Genomic DNA, 16,443 nt, shown 5'->3' on the forward strand with positions numbered 1-16,443 from the left:
CTCTTCCCTCCCAACAAGCTGCAGATGGTGCCTTTGCAGCCTTTCCAGCCCCCCCATCCGAACGGAACATTCAGCGCGTCCGCCTACGGTGCATTAAGTATAGGTGGCGAAAAAGGGATCAAAAAAATCCGGTGAGAAGGTACGGTTTCGGCTCACACCCAGGCCAGTCATCCGCTGACGAATGAGGACGGTCCGGACGTCATTGGCATCCTTGAACATGCCCTGAATCCCTGGCGCTGGTCCCAAACCGCCTTTTTTCAGACGACAGAAACCACGAAGCCCCTGACTTTCTCCAGGAAAGTCAGGGGCTTCGCGTGTTTCTAATATGGCGGTGAAGGAGTCCGCCACTTTAGTGTTTCTAGAAGTCCATAGGCGGTTAACTACCTCAATAAAAATTCTATAAAAACATACAGTTGACGAAGATATTTTCTTTTGTGATCCAAGCGTAACTACGGGAAGCCAGGGTCCAAGGTATGGGCTGGAGTATGGGCTGGCATTCATTTAGATTGAGTCGTCAGCCTTTCATAGGAGGTGATCGATGGCATCTCTAACGACCAAAGCGGTAGAAAAAATAGTCAGATCGGGGTTACCCGGAATGACCAACGATGGTGACGGCCTCTACTTAAAACTCGGCCGTACCGGTGGCGCCAGTTGGATCTTTCGCTACAAGCTCGCTGGCAAGAGCCAAGACATGGGACTGGGTAGGCACCCCGAAGTAAGTCTTGCGGTAGCCCGCGAAAAAGCAGCAGAAGTCAGAAAGCTGAGTAAGTCCGGCGTTGATCCGCTTACCTGTCGGGATGAGGAGTTGGAGCGGCAATGGCTGGAAAAAGAAGCTGAACGTTTAGCTCAGGATGCAGCCAGGGCCAGCAAACCCAGAGCATCAACGCCAAAACCGATCGTGCCATCAGTGTATCCCGACTTATAATCCAACATGAAACCTTGCGCCCACTCTTCGGTTTTCGAAGGGGCAGCGGTGCCATCACGGTTGTCGTTATTGAAGTAGTAGTTTTTCACTCCCAAGGTAGCTTTACTATCACGTAGGAAGTCAGCATACGCTTGGGTACTCAGAGCAATACTGCTCAGCGCAAAAATTATAGAAACTTTTTTTCTTATTCACCTATAGCGCTCCGGTTTTTTTATTTTAATCAACACAATCAATACAAAAGACAGCCAATCCGCAACAATACAAACAGATAACTGTCAGACAGCTTTTATCTATATAAAAACATGCAGCACGAAAATTCAAACACTTAAATCTCTACTACCACTTTTCCAGCCATTATTTAACCGACTCCAAAGCATCGCCTATCAATGCTGATAACGCCAATCACATTAAACATACAGCCCCTGACTAAACGGATCACTCAGCAATAATCATTACTACTTCTACGAGCATGCTTTAGACAGGGGAAATGTTGTTCGGTCAATATGTTTTGCTAGTCGGCGGTTTGAGCCAAATCAGCCACTGACCTATTACGTTGTCGATACAAGACCATCGTTGCCGAGAACCCGCACAACGCTGCGAACATCAACCAATATGCCGGAGACGCCTTGTCACCGGTTGCCTGCACCAGAAAGGTCGACATCGCCGGGGTAAACCCACCAAAAATTGCGGTCGCCAGGCTGAAGGCCAAAGAAAAACCCACCACCCGCACATTCTGTGGCATGACTTCAGTCAACGCCGCGACCATTGCACCGTTGTACACGCCGAAGAAGAATGAGAAGTACAGCAAGACCACCAACAACCGCTCAAAACTGGCGGCCTCAGCAAGCCAATGCATGGCCGGATACGCGGTGAAAATGCACAGCAGCGAGATCGCCAACAGCAGTGGACGGCGGCCGATTCGATCTGAAATCGCACCGCCGATGGGCAACCAAATGAAATTGCTGAGGCCCACAAACAACGTCACCACCAGGCTATCAGTGGTGCTCAAGTGCAGCACCGTTCTTCCGAACGTCGGGGTGTATACGGTGATCAGGTAGAAGGTAGTCGTGGTCATCGATGCCAACAGTCCACCCGCCAGCACTGTGCGCCAGTTTTCCCTCATGGAGCGGAACACTTCAGCAGTACTTGGATGATGCGCACGAGCCTTGAACGCTTCGGTTTCCTGCAACGAACGACGAATGATGAAAATGAACGGGATGATCACGCAGCCGATGAAGAACGGAATGCGCCAGCCCCACGCAGCTATCTCGGTTGCATTCAGATAGGCGTTGATCCCATAGCCCAACGCCGCCGCAAGGATGATCGCGATCTGTTGGCTGGCCGACTGCCAACTGGTGTAGAAACCAGTACGGCCCGGCGTTGCGATCTCGGCCAGATAAACCGACACACCGCCCAGTTCTGCGCCAGCCGAGAAGCCCTGAAGCAATCGACCCAACAGCACCAGAATCGGTGCCGCGACTCCAATGCTGGCATACCCCGGTACCAATGCGATCAGAACCGTGCCGCATGCCATGATCGACAGAGTCACAATCAAACCCTTGCGACGACCCACCTTGTCGATGTAAGCGCCAAGCACGATGGCGCCCAATGGACGCATCAGAAAACCCGAACCGAATACGGCGAAGGTCATCATCAGCGAGGCGAACTCACTGCTTGCAGGGAAGAACGTCTGGGATATGTAGGTTGCGTAGAACCCGAACAGAAAGAAGTCGAACTGTTCGAGAAAGTTGCCGCTGGTAACCCTTATGATGGCGCCGAATTTTGACGTCCGGGATCGGGTGTTTTCCGTTTTTATTTTGGTCATGGTTACAGTGATACTCGATATTGTTATTGGAATAGAGGTTGTGACGGTCAGTCACTGCCGGCGTTGATCGGGCTGGGTAGACGTTTTTCGATGGAGTACTTGAGTAGCGCGGCGCTACGGAAGATACCGTGGGCGAATTTGCTGTAGGGCATGGTTAGAAAGAACGCCATAACCAGTCCCAGGTGGATGGCCAGCAGCAGGCCCAAGGCGCTGGTCTCGCGCAAAGCGAGCAATGCCAGGCCGCTGGAACTGACCAGCAACAGCAGCGCGATGAATCCGCGATCCATGGGTTTCTGGTTCTCATCTCCCTGTTCCGGGTTGCGACGCAGATTCATCCATAGCAATCCGGCCGGGCCCACCAACAGGCCGGTACCGCCGAGGATTCCGAGCATCACCGGCAGACTGAAGATTGGGTATGGGGCAGACCAGTCAAGCAGGAGGTGATAGAGCGTGGCCACAGCCGTGGCGGCGAAGCACAGCATGAAGCCGTAGAAGGTGAAGTGGTGGAAGCGACGGCGCCATAAAGTGAATTTGTCATCGTCGTTGTTGCAGCCTTCTGCGTGGCCGCCGTCCAGATACTTGAGCTGTGCGACGTTGGCTGTGGCTTCCAGGGCGGCAGAGGTTTTCAGTGGTAGCGGCGCGTCGGCAGGTGAGACGTTACGCCAGAAGCTTCGTACTCCGATTGTCAGGGCCAGTGCCGCAAAGCCGAACACTGCGCCAAACATTAGGGCCAGTGTGTTGTGCGGGAAAATACCGTAGAAATTGCCACCCGGTATGGCCGTGAACAGATTACCCATCACCACCAGGGTCAAGCACAGAAACAACGCCAACCCGCCACCTGAAGCCAGAGCCAGGGTTAGGCCGTTACGTTGGTAAAGCTTGCCCAACGGCTGCGGCCAAACGTACTCGGCATAAGTGTTCAGACGCACCTTGGCCATTGCTTTAGGCACATTGACTGCAAACTCATGGGGCGCTGCGTACTGGCACGCCGAAAGGCAAGCGCCGCAGTTGTGGCATAGGTTCGCCAGGTAATGGATGTCCGCCTGCGTGAACTCCAGACGCCGGGTCATGGCCGGAAACACCGCACAGAAACCTTCGCAATAGCGACAGGCATTGCAGATGGTCATCTGCCGCTCAACTTCACTTTCCTCCAGATTAAGGACTGGGATCAGTTGGCTGGACGCTTGGGGATCAAACAGTTGCATGACGAGATTCCGATATCACAGTAGAAGGGCCGAAACCCACCGAGGCCGCCGCCTGAACGCCAGCGATACGCCCGAAAGCGGTGCCTATGGCCATGCCGATGCCGGCGGTGTATCCCTTGCCCAGCACGTTGCCCGCCATCATTTCTCCGGCGACAAACAGATTCGGACTGGCTTTACCTTTGAAGTACACAGCAGCAGTTTCGTCGGTGGCCAAGCCCAGGTAGGTGAAGGTCACACCAGGTTTAAGCGGATAGCCATAAAACGGCGGTTTGACCAAAGGCCGTGCCCAGTGTGTCTTGGCAGGTGTCAGGTCATTCGTGTGGCAGTCGTCCAGGGCGGTGTGGTCGAAAGTTCCGACCTGACAGGCACGGTTGTAGTTTTCGATGGTTTGCATGAACTGCGCTTCTGGCAATTCCAGAAGACGCGCGAGCTCTTGCAGTGAGTTGGCCTTGGTACCGGGAAAAACCGGCGGCATGAATCGGCCGATCGCCTGCTGGTCGATGATCGAATACGCCTGCTGGTTGGGTTGACCAGCCACCAGCCGACCCCAGATTGCATAGCGCTTGGGCCAGAAATCTTCGCCTTCGTCGTAGAAGCGCTCGCCGTCGCGGTTGACCACCACGCCCAACGACACGCAGTCGATGCGGGTGCAGATCCCACCGTCGTAAAGCGGCGCCCGGGCGTCGATGGCGACCATGTGCGCCTGTGTCGGATCGCCTATGATGTCAGCGCCGAGATCCTGCATGCGGCGCAGCAACACCCCGGTATTGAAACGCGTGCCACGGATCAGAAAGTTATCCGACGGCCATTCGCCACGTTCGTTTTGGCCCCAGGCCTCGCGCAGCCATTCGCGGTTGGATTCGAAGCCACCTGCTGCCAGCACGCAGGAGCGGGCTTCAACACGTTCGGCAGGCAAATGCTGTCCATCGACCTCGCGCTCGCCTATGTGTGCGGCGACGAATTTTCCATCTTTCAGCTCGATATCGGTTACTTGAGCGTTGTAGCGAATCTTGACGCCTAGGCGTTCAGCGCTACGAAAGTACGCATTGACCAGTGCCTTGCCTCCGCCCATAAAGAACGCATTGGTGCGCGCTACATGCAACGCGCCGGACAGCGGCGGTTGGAAATGCACGCCGTGGGATCGCATCCAGTCGCGACACGAGGAAGAGGCGCGAATGGCAATGCGTGCCAATTTTTCATTGGTGATGCCGCCGGTAACTTTGAGCAAGTCCTGCCAATATTCTTCTTCCGGATACGCGTCGACCAGCACATCCTGCGGCGCATCATGCATACAGCGCAGGTTGCGCGTGTGTTGTGAATTACCACCGCGCCAGACCTTTGGCGAGCCTTCCAGCAACATCACGCTGGCACCGGCTTCCCGCGCCATCAGCGCCGCGCACAAGGCCGCGTTACCGCCACCTATAACCAAAACATCGACCATCGTTTCTCCTCAATTCGCAAGCAGACGGGAACGAGTTGCTGCTGGCAAGTGGGCGAACAGTAGTGCGACGTCCAAGGGGGCGAAAGGCGGGTTTTTACATGGGGGCTTTAGTTTTGCTAAAGGGGGGAGAAGTGAATTCTCTTCGGGCAGCGGCCCCTTTGATCGCAACGGTATGCGAGGCGAACAACTATTGAGTGGGCGGCATTGCCTGTAAGGCATACGTTCGGTGATATTGTTCTAAGTCTCAAATTTCCTCAATCAAACGCGCTCCGGGCCACTGCCGATCATTGACCAAGTGCCGCACTACATCGGTTATCACGACCCGCGTCGCCAGAGCAGCGGGGGATAGTTCGTCGTCAGCAAGAGTCGCCAGCAAATTCCTACGCCCAACGTGCGCATCAGCGATCTGTACCAGCGACAGTCCCGATGCCCCTTCTAATGCTGCGGCGGCACCTGGTTGAATCGTAGCGGCGTGTCCGGCCCGTACCGCGTTCATCAGCACGACTAGTCCGTCTACCTCCATGATGATGTTAGGCGTCACGCCCGAGCGTTCAAATGCGGTCATCAGAGTCGCACGCAGCCCATGTTGGGAGCTGGGCATCACCAGAGGCAGTTGACCAATATCTGCCAGTTGCACGCTGTCGCCGCGCGGTGCGCCTGGCAGTTCTCGGGAGGTAATCACGAATAGTTTTTCGTCCAGCAACGGCGTCACGCTCCAGCGCTTGCCTCCTTCGAGTTGAAACAGGATTGCCAGATCGATCTGCCGCGCATTGAGCTGCGCCGCGAGGTGCCCGGACAGCATCTCCACCAGGTGCAGCTGGATGTCCGGGTAACGCTCGCGCATTGCATTGATCAACGGCAGCGCTAGAACCGTGGCAGTGGTGGGTGGCAGACCGACACTGACGTATCCACTCATGCGCCCGCGATGTGCTGCCAGGATCGCGTTCTCCGCCTGGCGTAAGGTCAACTGGGCGTGGTGCAGGAAGGCGAACCCGGCGCTGGTCGGAGTCACGCCAGTGCTGGTACGGTTTAGCAGGCGAGTCGACAGTTCACTCTCAAGCTTGCCGATCTGCTGGCTTAGCGCTGAGACGCCGACGTCCAGCTCCAATGCAGCACGGCCAAGGCTGCCATGCTCGACGATCTTCACGAAATAGCGCAGTTGCTTGAGTTCCAAGGGGAAGCGACTCCGGACGAAGGATAAACAAGTAGTCTACCTTTTGCCTGAACTTCGTGTCGGCCATCGGCTGGGTGATTACCAATAGGTCGGCTTTTTCCTTTGTCTTTTATTCGTTTAAGGCTGGGAGGTGTTTAGTATCCTGAGCCGCCTGTGCTGGGTATCTACCTATTTATGTTAGGGCAGTCTTGCCCCAGCAGATGGGCGATTCCGCATCAGCGCCTACACTCTGACTCATTATCTCCCTTCGCATCCCCCCAATCCGGGTGACTCAGCACACTGGCCGCCCGCAATGTCCCCCTGCCCCACCGCCCGTTGATCTTGTCCAGCACCGCCCTAATCCTGCTCGCTTCGTTCGGCTGGGACATTGCGAACAGATCATCGGTGTACTCACCCGGTTGGCAAAGATTGAGTAGCAGAACCTTGGTGTTGGCACCGACTCCGAATTGACCTACGTGCCGACGCAAGACTGACCCAACTCCAATCGGCAGAAATCCAGCACAGGAAATGGTTCACGAGGAATCAGACTGGGTCAGTGGCATCTCGGTAACTGGGTCAATTCGGCGTCGGCGCCAACAGACAATCGCTGGCAAGCGTTCGTGCGTTGATGTCGGTCAAATGATGATCCCGATTACAACGAGGCGAGTCAGATCGATCGATGGACCGCTGCTGGGCTGCACCGCTTAGAAACTGTCGAAAAATCAGCCTTTGGTCGTAAAGCACTGAGCCGTCCAGGGTATGGGCCAAAGTATGGGCTGGATTTTTTTTCAGAAACGCAGAAACGAAAAAGCCCCGAATAATCAGGGCTTTAACGTTTAAATGTGGCGGTGAAGGAGAGATTCGAACTCTCGATACAATTTCTTGTATACACACTTTCCAGGCGTGCTCCTTAAGCCACTCGGACACTTCACCGTATCTCTTCAAACATGTTCTGTCTGTCGAGGCGCGCTAATGTAGTCGAAAGCTTTTCCGATGGCAAATATTTTTTTCAGAATTTTCATGCGCTTAGGCATTTATGTCGCTCGGCGCGATTGGACCTTGTGTTCGGCCATGGCAAACCGGCCAATCTCTGGCCTGGCCTTCACCTCTATATAGAGAGCAATACGCCGCCGGCGTGGCCGGCTACGCTTGCCGGGCGGACAAAGGCTGACTCATCAGTCAGTCACGGCGCTTTACCTGACCTACCGCGGTGGGTAACGTCTGCCCCACTTCATTACAAGGAATAGCGTCATGAGTGAGTTGATTTCTTACCACCTCGAAGACGGTATCGCGACCCTGACCTTGAGCAATGGCAAGGTCAATGCCATTTCCCCGGACGTGATAGCTGCTTTCAATGCTGCGCTGGACCAGGCAGAGAAGGATCGTGCGGTAGTGATCATTACCGGTCAGCCAGGGATTCTGTCGGGCGGTTATGACTTGAAGGTGATGACAGCCGGCCCTAAGGAAGCGGTCAGCCTGGTGACGTCGGGGTCGACCCTGGCTCGTCGCCTGTTGTCTCACCCCTTCCCGGTCATTGTCGCCTGCCCCGGGCACGCGGTGGCCAAGGGTGCCTTTATCCTGTTGTCGGCCGATTACCGGATCGGGGTCGAGGGTCCGTTCAGCATTGGCCTGAACGAAGTTCAGATCGGCATGACCATGCACCACGCCGGTATCGAGCTGGCCCGTGATCGCTTGCGCAAGTCGGCATTCCATCGTTCGGTGATCAACGGCGAGATGTTTGACCCGCAAGGCGCGGTGGATGCGGGCTTCCTCGACAAGGTCGTGGCACCGCAAGAGTTGCAAGCCGCTGCGCTGGCAGCCGCGCGTCAATTGAAGAAGATCAACATGACCGCCCACAAGAACACCAAGCTGAAAGTGCGCAAGGCACTGCTGGAGACGCTGGATAACGCGATCATCCAGGATCAGGAACATTTGGGCTAACGCTCGAGCGCATCAATGAGAAAGCCCGGCCTCTATAGCCGGGCTTTTTCTTGTACCCGCCGTTTAAAGTCCCTCGGCCGCTCTAAACCGCATCTGACGCTATAAGTCGGAAACATGCGCTTAAACATCGGCCATCTCCCACGTCTATACAGGCAATTGCCGAAAACAGTGCACATCCGTACACTGCGCCACCTTTTGTCCCGGCGGGCCTGTAAATGCTGTATTTGTTTCGTATGTTATTGATGAGCCTGCACTTTATCAGCGCTGGCGTGCTCGGGGTATTGCTCGGGCTGTGCCGACCGTTCAATCCGGATAACAGTCGTTTGTGCGCCCGTCTCTACGCCTGGCCGGCCATGTGTATTTTGCGCCTGCGGGTAAAGGCCGAGGTCGGTCCACTGATGGACACCCCCCCAGGTTGCGTGATCATCGCCAATCACCAGTCCAACTATGATTTGTTCGTGCTCGGCAACATAGTGCCGCGGCGCACAGTGTGCATCGGCAAGAAGAGCCTGAAATGGGTACCGTTATTCGGGCAGTTGTTCTGGCTCGCGGGGAATGTGCTGATCGACCGTGGCAACGCCCACAAGGCCCGTCAATCAATGCTGACCACCACCCACACGTTGCGGCACAAGGACACCTCGATCTGGGTGTTTCCGGAAGGCACGCGCAACCTCGGCGAAGAGTTGCTGCCATTCAAGAAAGGCGCATTTCAAATGGCCATTGCCGCCGGGGTGCCGATCGTCCCGGTGTGTGTCAGCAGCTATATCAAGCAAATGCGCCTGAACCGTTGGCGCAGCGGCAAAATCCTGATTCGCTCGCTGCCGGCGATTCCCACCGCCGGGTTGAGCCTGGACGATATGCCGATGTTGATCGCCCAGTGCCGCGAGCAGATGCGCGCGTGCATCGAGTCGATGGATCAGCAGCTACAACCGGCCTGATGCCAAGCCCGCCTCGTGCGGGCTTTTTTTTTGCTTGCGAACTACCGCGTTGTTGCTGACTCTGATCAGGTAGAGCACGCTAAGTTGCACCATGCCTGCCACTGCCATTTGATAATAAAAAGCGGACAACCATTATGGGTAGAGTCGTTGCTGCTGCCGTTTACAGCGCTGGTAAGAGAATCACCAACATCACCCTCGATGAAGGCAGTGTCTGGGCCGCAAAACCTGACCATTTCGTCTGGATCGGCCTGGAAGAGCCCACCCCTCAAGAGCTGGCCAGCCTGCAAAAACAGTTCAACCTGCACGAACTGGCCATTGAAGACGCCCTGGAAAAACACAGCCGACCGAAGCTGGAAACCTTCGGTGACGCGCTGTTTATCGTGATTTACTCGCCAATTCGCCACGAGGGCAAACTGGAGTTTATCGAGACTCTCATTTTCGCCGGCAAGGGTTACATTATCACCGCCCGCTACGGCCATTCGGCGTCCTACGCCCATGTGCGTCAACGTTGCGAGGCGCGACCGCTGTTGCTCGGTCATGGCGAAGACTTTGTGCTCTACGCCCTGCTCGATTTCGTCATCGAAAACTATCAGCCGGTCAGCGAGGCGATTCATGCCGAAATCAATGAGCTGGAACGCAACGTGCTGAGCAGTTCACTGAATGAACGCGATATCCAGAATCTGCATGGCTTGCGCCAGGATTTGCTGCGCTTGCGCCGATACGCGGCGCCGATGGTAGAGATCAGCGAAGAACTGCAGAAGCTGACGTTTCCGTTTATCGACAAAAGTATGCGCCCGTACTTCCGCGACGTGCAGATTCATGTGACACGGCAGATGGAAGACCTGGCAACGTTGCGCGATATCGCCAGCCAGACCATCGAGATCGGTGTGTTGCTGGAGGCGTCGCGGCAAAGCGTGGTGCAACGCAAGTTCGCAGCCTGGGCGGCGATTCTGGCGCTCCCGACGGCTATAGCCGGGATTTATGGGATGAACTTCCAGAACATGCCTGAGCTGAGCTGGCACTACGGTTATTTTTCGGTGATGGGGTTTATTGCGGTGGGTTGTGTCGCGTTGTGGGCGAGCTTCAAGCGGTCGGGGTGGCTGTAAGCGCTCTTTTGTAGCCGCTGCCGCACGCTGCGATCGACCGAGGATCGGGCGTGCTTTTCGAACCGCAAAAGCCCCTACGGGACTTATCGCAGCCTGCGGCAGCGGCTACAGGGGCTTAAGCGGATTCAGCCTTCGGCTTATGGGCAACGAATTGCATCATCCACTCTGCCACAGTGGCGCCGTGGTGTTCATGGGCCAGGCTGGCTACGCCTTTCTGGTAGACCTGCTCGCCAAGGTGCTGCTGACGGATCTCCAGCAACGCGCGCGAATAGTCGTGGATGAACTCAGGGTGGCCCTGGAAACACAGAACCTGATCGTTGATGTGATAGGCGGCGAACGGGCAAAAATCGCTGGAGGCGATCACCGTGGCGTTTTCCGGCAGCGCGGTGACCTGATCCTGATGACTGATCAACAAGGTCAGCTCTTCGACCACCGGACTCATCCACGGCGCTTTGGCGGCCAATGTGTAGCTGTGGGTACCGACACCCCAGCCCTGGGTCGCGCGCTCGCTCTTGCCGCCCAGCAGCAACGCCAGCAGCTGATGGCCGAAGCAGATGCCCAGCAGCTTGTCGCCACGCTCGTAGCGCGCCAACAGGTAAGTCTTGAGGGTTTGAATCCACGGATCAGTGCCAAAGGAATCGGCCTTGCTGCCAGTGACCAGATAGGCATCGAAACTCAAATCATCACTGGGGTAGTCGCCTTGCATCACGTTGTAGACGGTGAACTCGGCAGCGATCGGTTGCTGTGAGAACAGGCGCTGAAACATCTGCCCATAACCCTGATATTGATCGACCAGTTCTGGACGCAAGATGTCGGTTTCCAGAATGCAGATGCGTAACGACATAAGAAGTACCTGACACGATTAGGCGATAGTGCACACGTTTGAGCCTGCCTTGAAATGCCGTTGCAAGGCAAGCCCGGAACGTACCGCCGGGCAGTCGGGAACCTTCGGTCAGAACAGCTTCCCTTGAGCCGCTTTCTCCAACAGCAATGCCGGCGGTGCAAAACGTTTGCCATATTGCTCGGCCAGGTACCGGGCGCGGGCAATGAAGTCCTTCAGGCCGTATTGGTTGATGAACTGCAACGCGCCGCCGGTCCAGGCCGCGAAGCCTATGCCGAAGATCGAACCGATGTTGGCGTCGGCCGTCGAGTGCAGCACGCCCTCCTCCACACAGCGCACGGTTTCGATGGCCTGCACGAACAGCAAGCGATCTCGTACGTCTTGCGCTGATATCTGAGCGTCGGCTTTTTCGAAGCGTTTTTTCAACTCCGGCCACAGGTGCTTTGGCCCCCCGGCCGGATAGTCGTAGAACCCCCCACCCGCCGCTTTGCCCGGGCGTTTGTAGTCATCGATCAGTAGATCGATCACGGCAAAGGCCGGATGCTGCGTCAGCGGTTTCCCTTCGGCTTGCAGATCCTTGGCGGTTTGCTGACGGATATGGCTCATCAGGCTCAGGGATACTTCGTCGGAAATCGCCAACGGACCAATAGGCATCCCGGCCTTGCGCGCTTCGGTTTCGATCATCGGTGCCGAAATGCCTTCGCCAAGCATGGCGATGCCTTCGTTGGTGAAGGTGCCGAACACCCGCGAAGTAAAGAACCCACGGCTGTCGTTCACCACAATCGGGGTTTTCTTGATTTGCAGTACGAAATCAAAACCGCGAGCCAGGGTTTCATCACTGGTGTTGACCCCTTTGATTATTTCCACCAGCGGCATTTTTTCTACCGGGCTGAAGAAGTGCAGACCAATAAACTTTTCCTGCTGCGGCACGGCAGCGGCGAGGCCGCTGATGGGTAAGGTAGACGTGTTGGACGCAATGACCGCATCGGCACCGACCACGCGCTGCGCAGCGGACGTAACCCTGGCTTTCAACTCACGATCTTCGAACACCGCTTCGATGATCAGGTCGCAACCGGCCAGGTCAGCATCCTGCTCGGTGGTTTTGATTCGCGCCAGGGTGATTTCCCGCTGCTCGGCAGTCAGTTGCCCGCGAGCGAGTTTTTTGTCGAGCAACGCCGCCGAGTGCGCTTTGCCCTTTTCGGCGGCAGCGAGGTTGATGTCCTTGAGTACCACCTCGATACCGGCCACGGCGCTGACGTAGGCAATCCCGGCGCCCATCATGCCCGCGCCGAGGACACCGACTTTGTGTGTCACATAGGGTGCGAATCCTTGTGGCCGGGAGCTACCGGCATTGATCTGGTTGAGTTGGAACCAGAAAGTGCCAATCATGTTTTTCGCCACCTGGCCGGTGGTCAGCTCGGTGAAGTAGCGGGTTTCGATCAATTGCGCAGTGTCGAAATCGACCTGGGCGCCCTCCACCGCCGCACAGAGGACTTTCTCTGGAGCCGGCAGGCAGCCATAGGTTTTGCTGCGCAGGATCGACGGCGCAATGGCCAGCATCTGCGCCACTTCTGGATGGGACGGTGTACCACCGGGAATCTGGTAACCACTCATGTCCCAGCGCTGCTTGACCGCCGGGTTGGCGACGATCCACGCCCGGGCCTTGGCCAACAGTTCATTGCGGTCAGCTGCCAGCTGATCAATCAATCCGGCCTGCAGTGCTTGTTGCGGTGTGACTTTTTTGCCTTCAAGCAGGTACGGCAAGGCTTTTTCCAGCCCCAGCATGCGCACCATGCGCACCACACCGCCGCCGCCCGGTAGCAGGCCGAGAGTCACTTCCGGCAAACCGATCTGCAGCGACTTGCTGTCCAGCGCCACCCGATGATGGCACGCCAGGCAAATCTCCCAACCACCGCCCAGCGCCGCGCCGTTGATCGCGGCAACCACCGGTTTACCCAAGGTCTCCAGCGTGCGCAGTTGACCTTTGAGCGACAGCACCATGTCGTAGAAGGCTTTGGCTTCGGGCTTGCCCACCTTGATCAGTTCATTGAGGTCGCCACCGGCAAAGAAGGTTTTCTTCGCGGAGGTGATGATCACCCCGGCGATCGACTCTCCGTCGGCTACCAGCTGTGCAACGCTGGCGGCCATGGCATCTCGGTAGACTGCGTTCATGGTGTTGGCTGTCTGGCCCGGCAGGTCGATAGTCAGGACGACGATCTGGTCCTGACCTATTTCGTAACGGATAGCATCAGTCATGAAAGTGCTTCCTTGATGTCAGGGCTCAGAGGCGTTCGATGATGGTGGCAATACCCATGCCGCCGCCGACACAGAGGGTCGCCAGGCCGTAGCGCAGGCGTCGCACTTCCAGTTCATCGAGCAAGGTGCCGAGGATCGCGCAACCGGTCGCGCCAAGCGGGTGGCCCATGGCGATGGAGCCGCCATTGACATTGACCTTGTCCGGGTCGATGGCCATGTCCTTGATGAATTTCAGCACGACCGAAGCAAAGGCCTCGTTGACCTCGAACAGGTCGATGTCTTCGACCCGCAACCCGGCCCTGGCCAGCGCTTTGCGGGTGGCCGGGGCGGGACCGGTAAGCATGATGGTCGGATCGGTACTGATGACCGCCGTGGCGACCACACGCGCGCGCGGCTGCAAACCCAGCTCGCGACCTTTGGATTCAGAGCCAATCAGCATCAGTGCGGCACCGTCGACAATCCCCGAGCTGTTGCCTGGGGTGTGGACATGGTTGATGCGCTCCACATGGCTGTAGACCCGCAACGCCGTAGCGTCGAAGCCCATTTGCCCGATCATTTCAAAACTGGGTTTGAGATTGCCCAGGCCTTCCAGCGTGGAGCCGGCGCGGATGAACTCATCGTGATCGAGCAGGATAATGCCGTTTTGATCCTGCACCGGTATCAACGACTTCTTGAAGGAACCGTCCGCCCTCGCCCGTGCGGCTTTTTGCTGGGAGTGCAGCGCGAAGGTGTCGACATCCTGGCGGCTGAAGCCTTCAAGCGTGGCGATCAGGTCCGCGCCGATGCCCTGGGGCGCGAAATGGCTGTGCATGTTGGTTTGCGGGTCAAGTGCCCAGGCACCGCCGTCGCTGCCCATCGGTACACGCGACATGGACTCGACGCCACCCACCACCACGAGATCCTCGAACCCGGAGCGCACTTTCATGGCGCCGAGATTGACCGCTTCCAGCCCCGAAGCGCAGAAACGGTTGATTTGCAGGCCGGCCACGCTCACCTCCCAATCGGCAACGAAGGCGGCAGTCTTGGCAATATCGGCGCCCTGATCACCGACCGGCGTCACGCAGCCGAGCACAATGTCATCCACCTGGCTGGTATCGAGTTCCGTGCGCTGTTGCAGAGCACTCAGCAACCCGGCCAGCAGGTTCACTGGCTTGACGCTGTGCAAGGCGCCATCGGCCTTGCCTTTGCCACGGGGCGTGCGTAACGCATCGAAAATCAAAGCTTCAGTCATGACGTCCTCGAACCGCAGTACAGGTGAGTAATTGCTGAGTTCTCACATTAGGGTCTGTTGATGTTTGGTGGCGAATCGTCACCAAACATCAACAGACCCTACGCGCAGCAGCGATGGATTCAATGACCGAAGCGCTCACTGACCTTGACGGTCACGCTCAGACGAACGGTAGCGAGCTAATTGAAAACGAGGATTGAGCAACGGAACTGTCTAGCCAAAGGGCGGCCAAGCAACTGGCAATAAACCTCATGCCTTTTTTAAAGCGTTTAGCCAATGGTTGATACGAAATGGATCTAAACCAAGTGCAATGCGGCCCCTAAGGTAAACCGTAGGAGGTGGTCGTCGGGCTTTGCCGAGACCCTCCTCAGAAAGGAAGTACAACGCTTTGCCGTCATGGAGATATGCAGGCAAGCATTTGACGCTCAGGACATAACAAAAAAGGCAGTCAGCCATGTTCAAACAATCGAAAGTACGTCAGGCCGGGCTCATTCTATTCGCCACCACACTGATCCTCATCTTGCCGAACCTCACCAGAGTGATCGGCTAAAGGTGTGGCCGTTTTACAGCGCCGCATTACAATTGTGCCCCGGTTCACTACCGGGGCAGGCGCTTGTGTGCCAACCTTTGGGCAAGATCCGGAAGCTCAAGTGCGCCGTGGTCGATCACGTCTCCCCACCCCAGGACATCCTGCCGGGCGACGAAATTTCTGACGACATTACGGCGATCAATTGAAACCTTTCATTTTGCTTTGGGCCTTGCTGCTCAGCACGCCCCTGTACGCCGCACAACTGGTCCTGGACCTGGGTGCGGGTAGTCGAACCTGGCAAACCGAGGAATTGCTCAAGCACCCTCAAACCCGGACGATCAGAGTTTCTGACGATGTTTCCTACAAGCGAGAGATGAGCTATCGCGCCGTGCCTCTGTCGGCATTGCTGACTGGCATCAACGCTGACGACCATCTGCAAGCAGTAGCGCTTGACGGTTTTGCCGCCGAGCTGGCCGCCGCGCCGTTGCTCAATCGCGACGGTGCTCAGGCCTGGCTCGCGGTGGAAGACCCACAGAAACCCTGGCCGCCATTGGCCGAGGGCAAGCCAAGTGCCGGGCCGTTCTATCTGGTCTGGCTCAACCCGCAAGCCGGCCAGATCAGCCCTGAACAATGGCCCTTCCAGGTTGCCAGTATCAAAAAACTGGCCGCCGTTTCCGAGCGTTTCCCGGCCCTGCGCCCTGATCCGAAGCTGGTGCCCGGTGATCCGGTGAATCAGGGTTTTGCGTTGTTCCAGAAGAACTGTCTGGCCTGCCATCGTCTGAACGGCGCGGGTGACGCGCAGTTTGGTCCTGACCTGAATATCCCGTTCAACCCTACCGAATACTTCGGTGCCGACTTTCTCAAACGCTATATCCGCGATCCGCAAAGCCTGCGCCATTGGCCACAGGCGAAAATGCCCGGCTTCTCCGCAACCGTGCTACCGGATACGGAGCTGGACTTGTTGGTGGGGTATTTGAAGCATATGGCCGGACGTAAGCAGCAGCCATAATGGTTTGAGTCTTGTGTTGCCTGTTCCGGCCTCATCGCGAGCAAGC

12 protein-coding genes, 1 tRNA gene and 2 pseudogenes are annotated in these 16,443 nt (G+C 56.8%); 5 read left to right on the top strand and 10 right to left on the bottom strand.

Annotation, left to right across the window (positions count from 1 at the left end):
• Window positions 1-538: 538 nt before the first annotated feature.
• Complete coding sequence (locus tag AC07VR_RS05900; protein ID WP_495010691.1) at window positions 539-925, top strand: Arm DNA-binding domain-containing protein; 387 nt, start codon at window positions 539-541, stop codon at window positions 923-925.
• On the opposite strand, the pseudogene AC07VR_RS05905 reads toward AC07VR_RS05900, so the two are convergent.
• The 7 genes and pseudogenes from AC07VR_RS05905 to AC07VR_RS05935 form a co-directional block, all read right to left on the bottom strand.
• Window positions 859-1,113, bottom strand: a pseudogene (locus AC07VR_RS05905) (OprD family outer membrane porin); the annotation flags it as partial. The gene AC07VR_RS05900 and the pseudogene AC07VR_RS05905 overlap by 67 nt on opposite strands.
• Window positions 1,114-1,436: 323 nt before the next feature.
• A complete protein-coding gene (locus tag AC07VR_RS05910) occupies window positions 1,437-2,750 on the bottom strand; it encodes an MFS transporter (protein WP_495010692.1) in 1,314 nt (437 codons plus the stop codon).
• Window positions 2,751-2,797: 47 nt separating this feature from the next.
• On the bottom strand, window positions 2,798-3,955 hold the full coding sequence (gene tcuB, locus AC07VR_RS05915) for a tricarballylate utilization 4Fe-4S protein TcuB (protein ID WP_494993945.1): 1,158 nt from the start codon (window positions 3,953-3,955) through the stop codon (window positions 2,798-2,800).
• Window positions 3,942-5,396 (bottom strand): FAD-dependent tricarballylate dehydrogenase TcuA, encoded by a 1,455-nt coding sequence (gene tcuA / locus AC07VR_RS05920; protein ID WP_495010693.1) that lies wholly within the window; start codon window positions 5,394-5,396, stop codon window positions 3,942-3,944. Before tcuA ends, tcuB begins: the two co-directional genes overlap by 14 nt.
• Before the next feature lie 244 nt (window positions 5,397-5,640).
• Entirely contained in the window at window positions 5,641-6,570 is a 930-nt protein-coding gene (locus AC07VR_RS05925) for a LysR family transcriptional regulator (protein ID WP_494993947.1), read from the bottom strand.
• A gap of 172 nt (window positions 6,571-6,742) precedes the next feature.
• Window positions 6,743-7,004: pseudogene (locus tag AC07VR_RS05930) on the bottom strand (DUF4113 domain-containing protein); the annotation flags it as partial.
• A 388-nt stretch (window positions 7,005-7,392) separates the two neighbouring features.
• A tRNA-Ser gene (locus tag AC07VR_RS05935) sits at window positions 7,393-7,482 on the bottom strand.
• A gap of 318 nt (window positions 7,483-7,800) precedes the next feature.
• Here AC07VR_RS05935 and AC07VR_RS05940 point away from each other — a divergent pair.
• From AC07VR_RS05940 to AC07VR_RS05950, 3 genes are all read left to right on the top strand, one after another.
• Window positions 7,801-8,490 carry a crotonase/enoyl-CoA hydratase family protein gene (locus AC07VR_RS05940; RefSeq protein ID WP_494993948.1) on the top strand — a complete coding sequence of 230 codons (690 nt, stop codon included), beginning with the start codon at window positions 7,801-7,803 and terminating at the stop codon, window positions 8,488-8,490.
• 215 nt (window positions 8,491-8,705) lie between these two features.
• Window positions 8,706-9,428 (top strand): lysophospholipid acyltransferase family protein, encoded by a 723-nt coding sequence (locus tag AC07VR_RS05945; protein WP_495010694.1) that lies wholly within the window; start codon window positions 8,706-8,708, stop codon window positions 9,426-9,428.
• A 134-nt stretch (window positions 9,429-9,562) separates the two neighbouring features.
• Entirely contained in the window at window positions 9,563-10,534 is a 972-nt protein-coding gene (locus tag AC07VR_RS05950; protein WP_494993950.1) for a magnesium and cobalt transport protein CorA, read from the top strand.
• Between the two features lie 115 nt (window positions 10,535-10,649).
• Here AC07VR_RS05950 and AC07VR_RS05955 read toward each other — a convergent pair whose 3' ends face one another.
• The 3 genes from AC07VR_RS05955 to AC07VR_RS05965 all read right to left on the bottom strand — a co-directional run bounded on the left by AC07VR_RS05955 (window position 10,650) and on the right by AC07VR_RS05965 (window position 14,862).
• Complete coding sequence (locus AC07VR_RS05955; protein WP_495010695.1) at window positions 10,650-11,378, bottom strand: amidotransferase; 729 nt, start codon at window positions 11,376-11,378, stop codon at window positions 10,650-10,652.
• Between the two features lie 108 nt (window positions 11,379-11,486).
• Window positions 11,487-13,631: a 3-hydroxyacyl-CoA dehydrogenase NAD-binding domain-containing protein gene (locus AC07VR_RS05960; protein WP_495010696.1), complete on the bottom strand. Its 2,145-nt coding sequence runs from the start codon at window positions 13,629-13,631 to the stop codon at window positions 11,487-11,489.
• Between the two features lie 25 nt (window positions 13,632-13,656).
• Window positions 13,657-14,862 (bottom strand): acetyl-CoA C-acetyltransferase, encoded by a 1,206-nt coding sequence (locus AC07VR_RS05965; protein WP_494993953.1) that lies wholly within the window; start codon window positions 14,860-14,862, stop codon window positions 13,657-13,659.
• Between the two features lie 728 nt (window positions 14,863-15,590).
• On the opposite strand from AC07VR_RS05965, the gene AC07VR_RS05970 reads away from it, so the two are divergent.
• Window positions 15,591-16,397: a c-type cytochrome gene (locus AC07VR_RS05970; protein ID WP_494993954.1), complete on the top strand. Its 807-nt coding sequence runs from the start codon at window positions 15,591-15,593 to the stop codon at window positions 16,395-16,397.
• Window positions 16,398-16,443: the final 46 nt, after the last annotated feature.

Source organism: Pseudomonas sp. GW821-FHT02H09 (genome assembly GCF_059421425.1).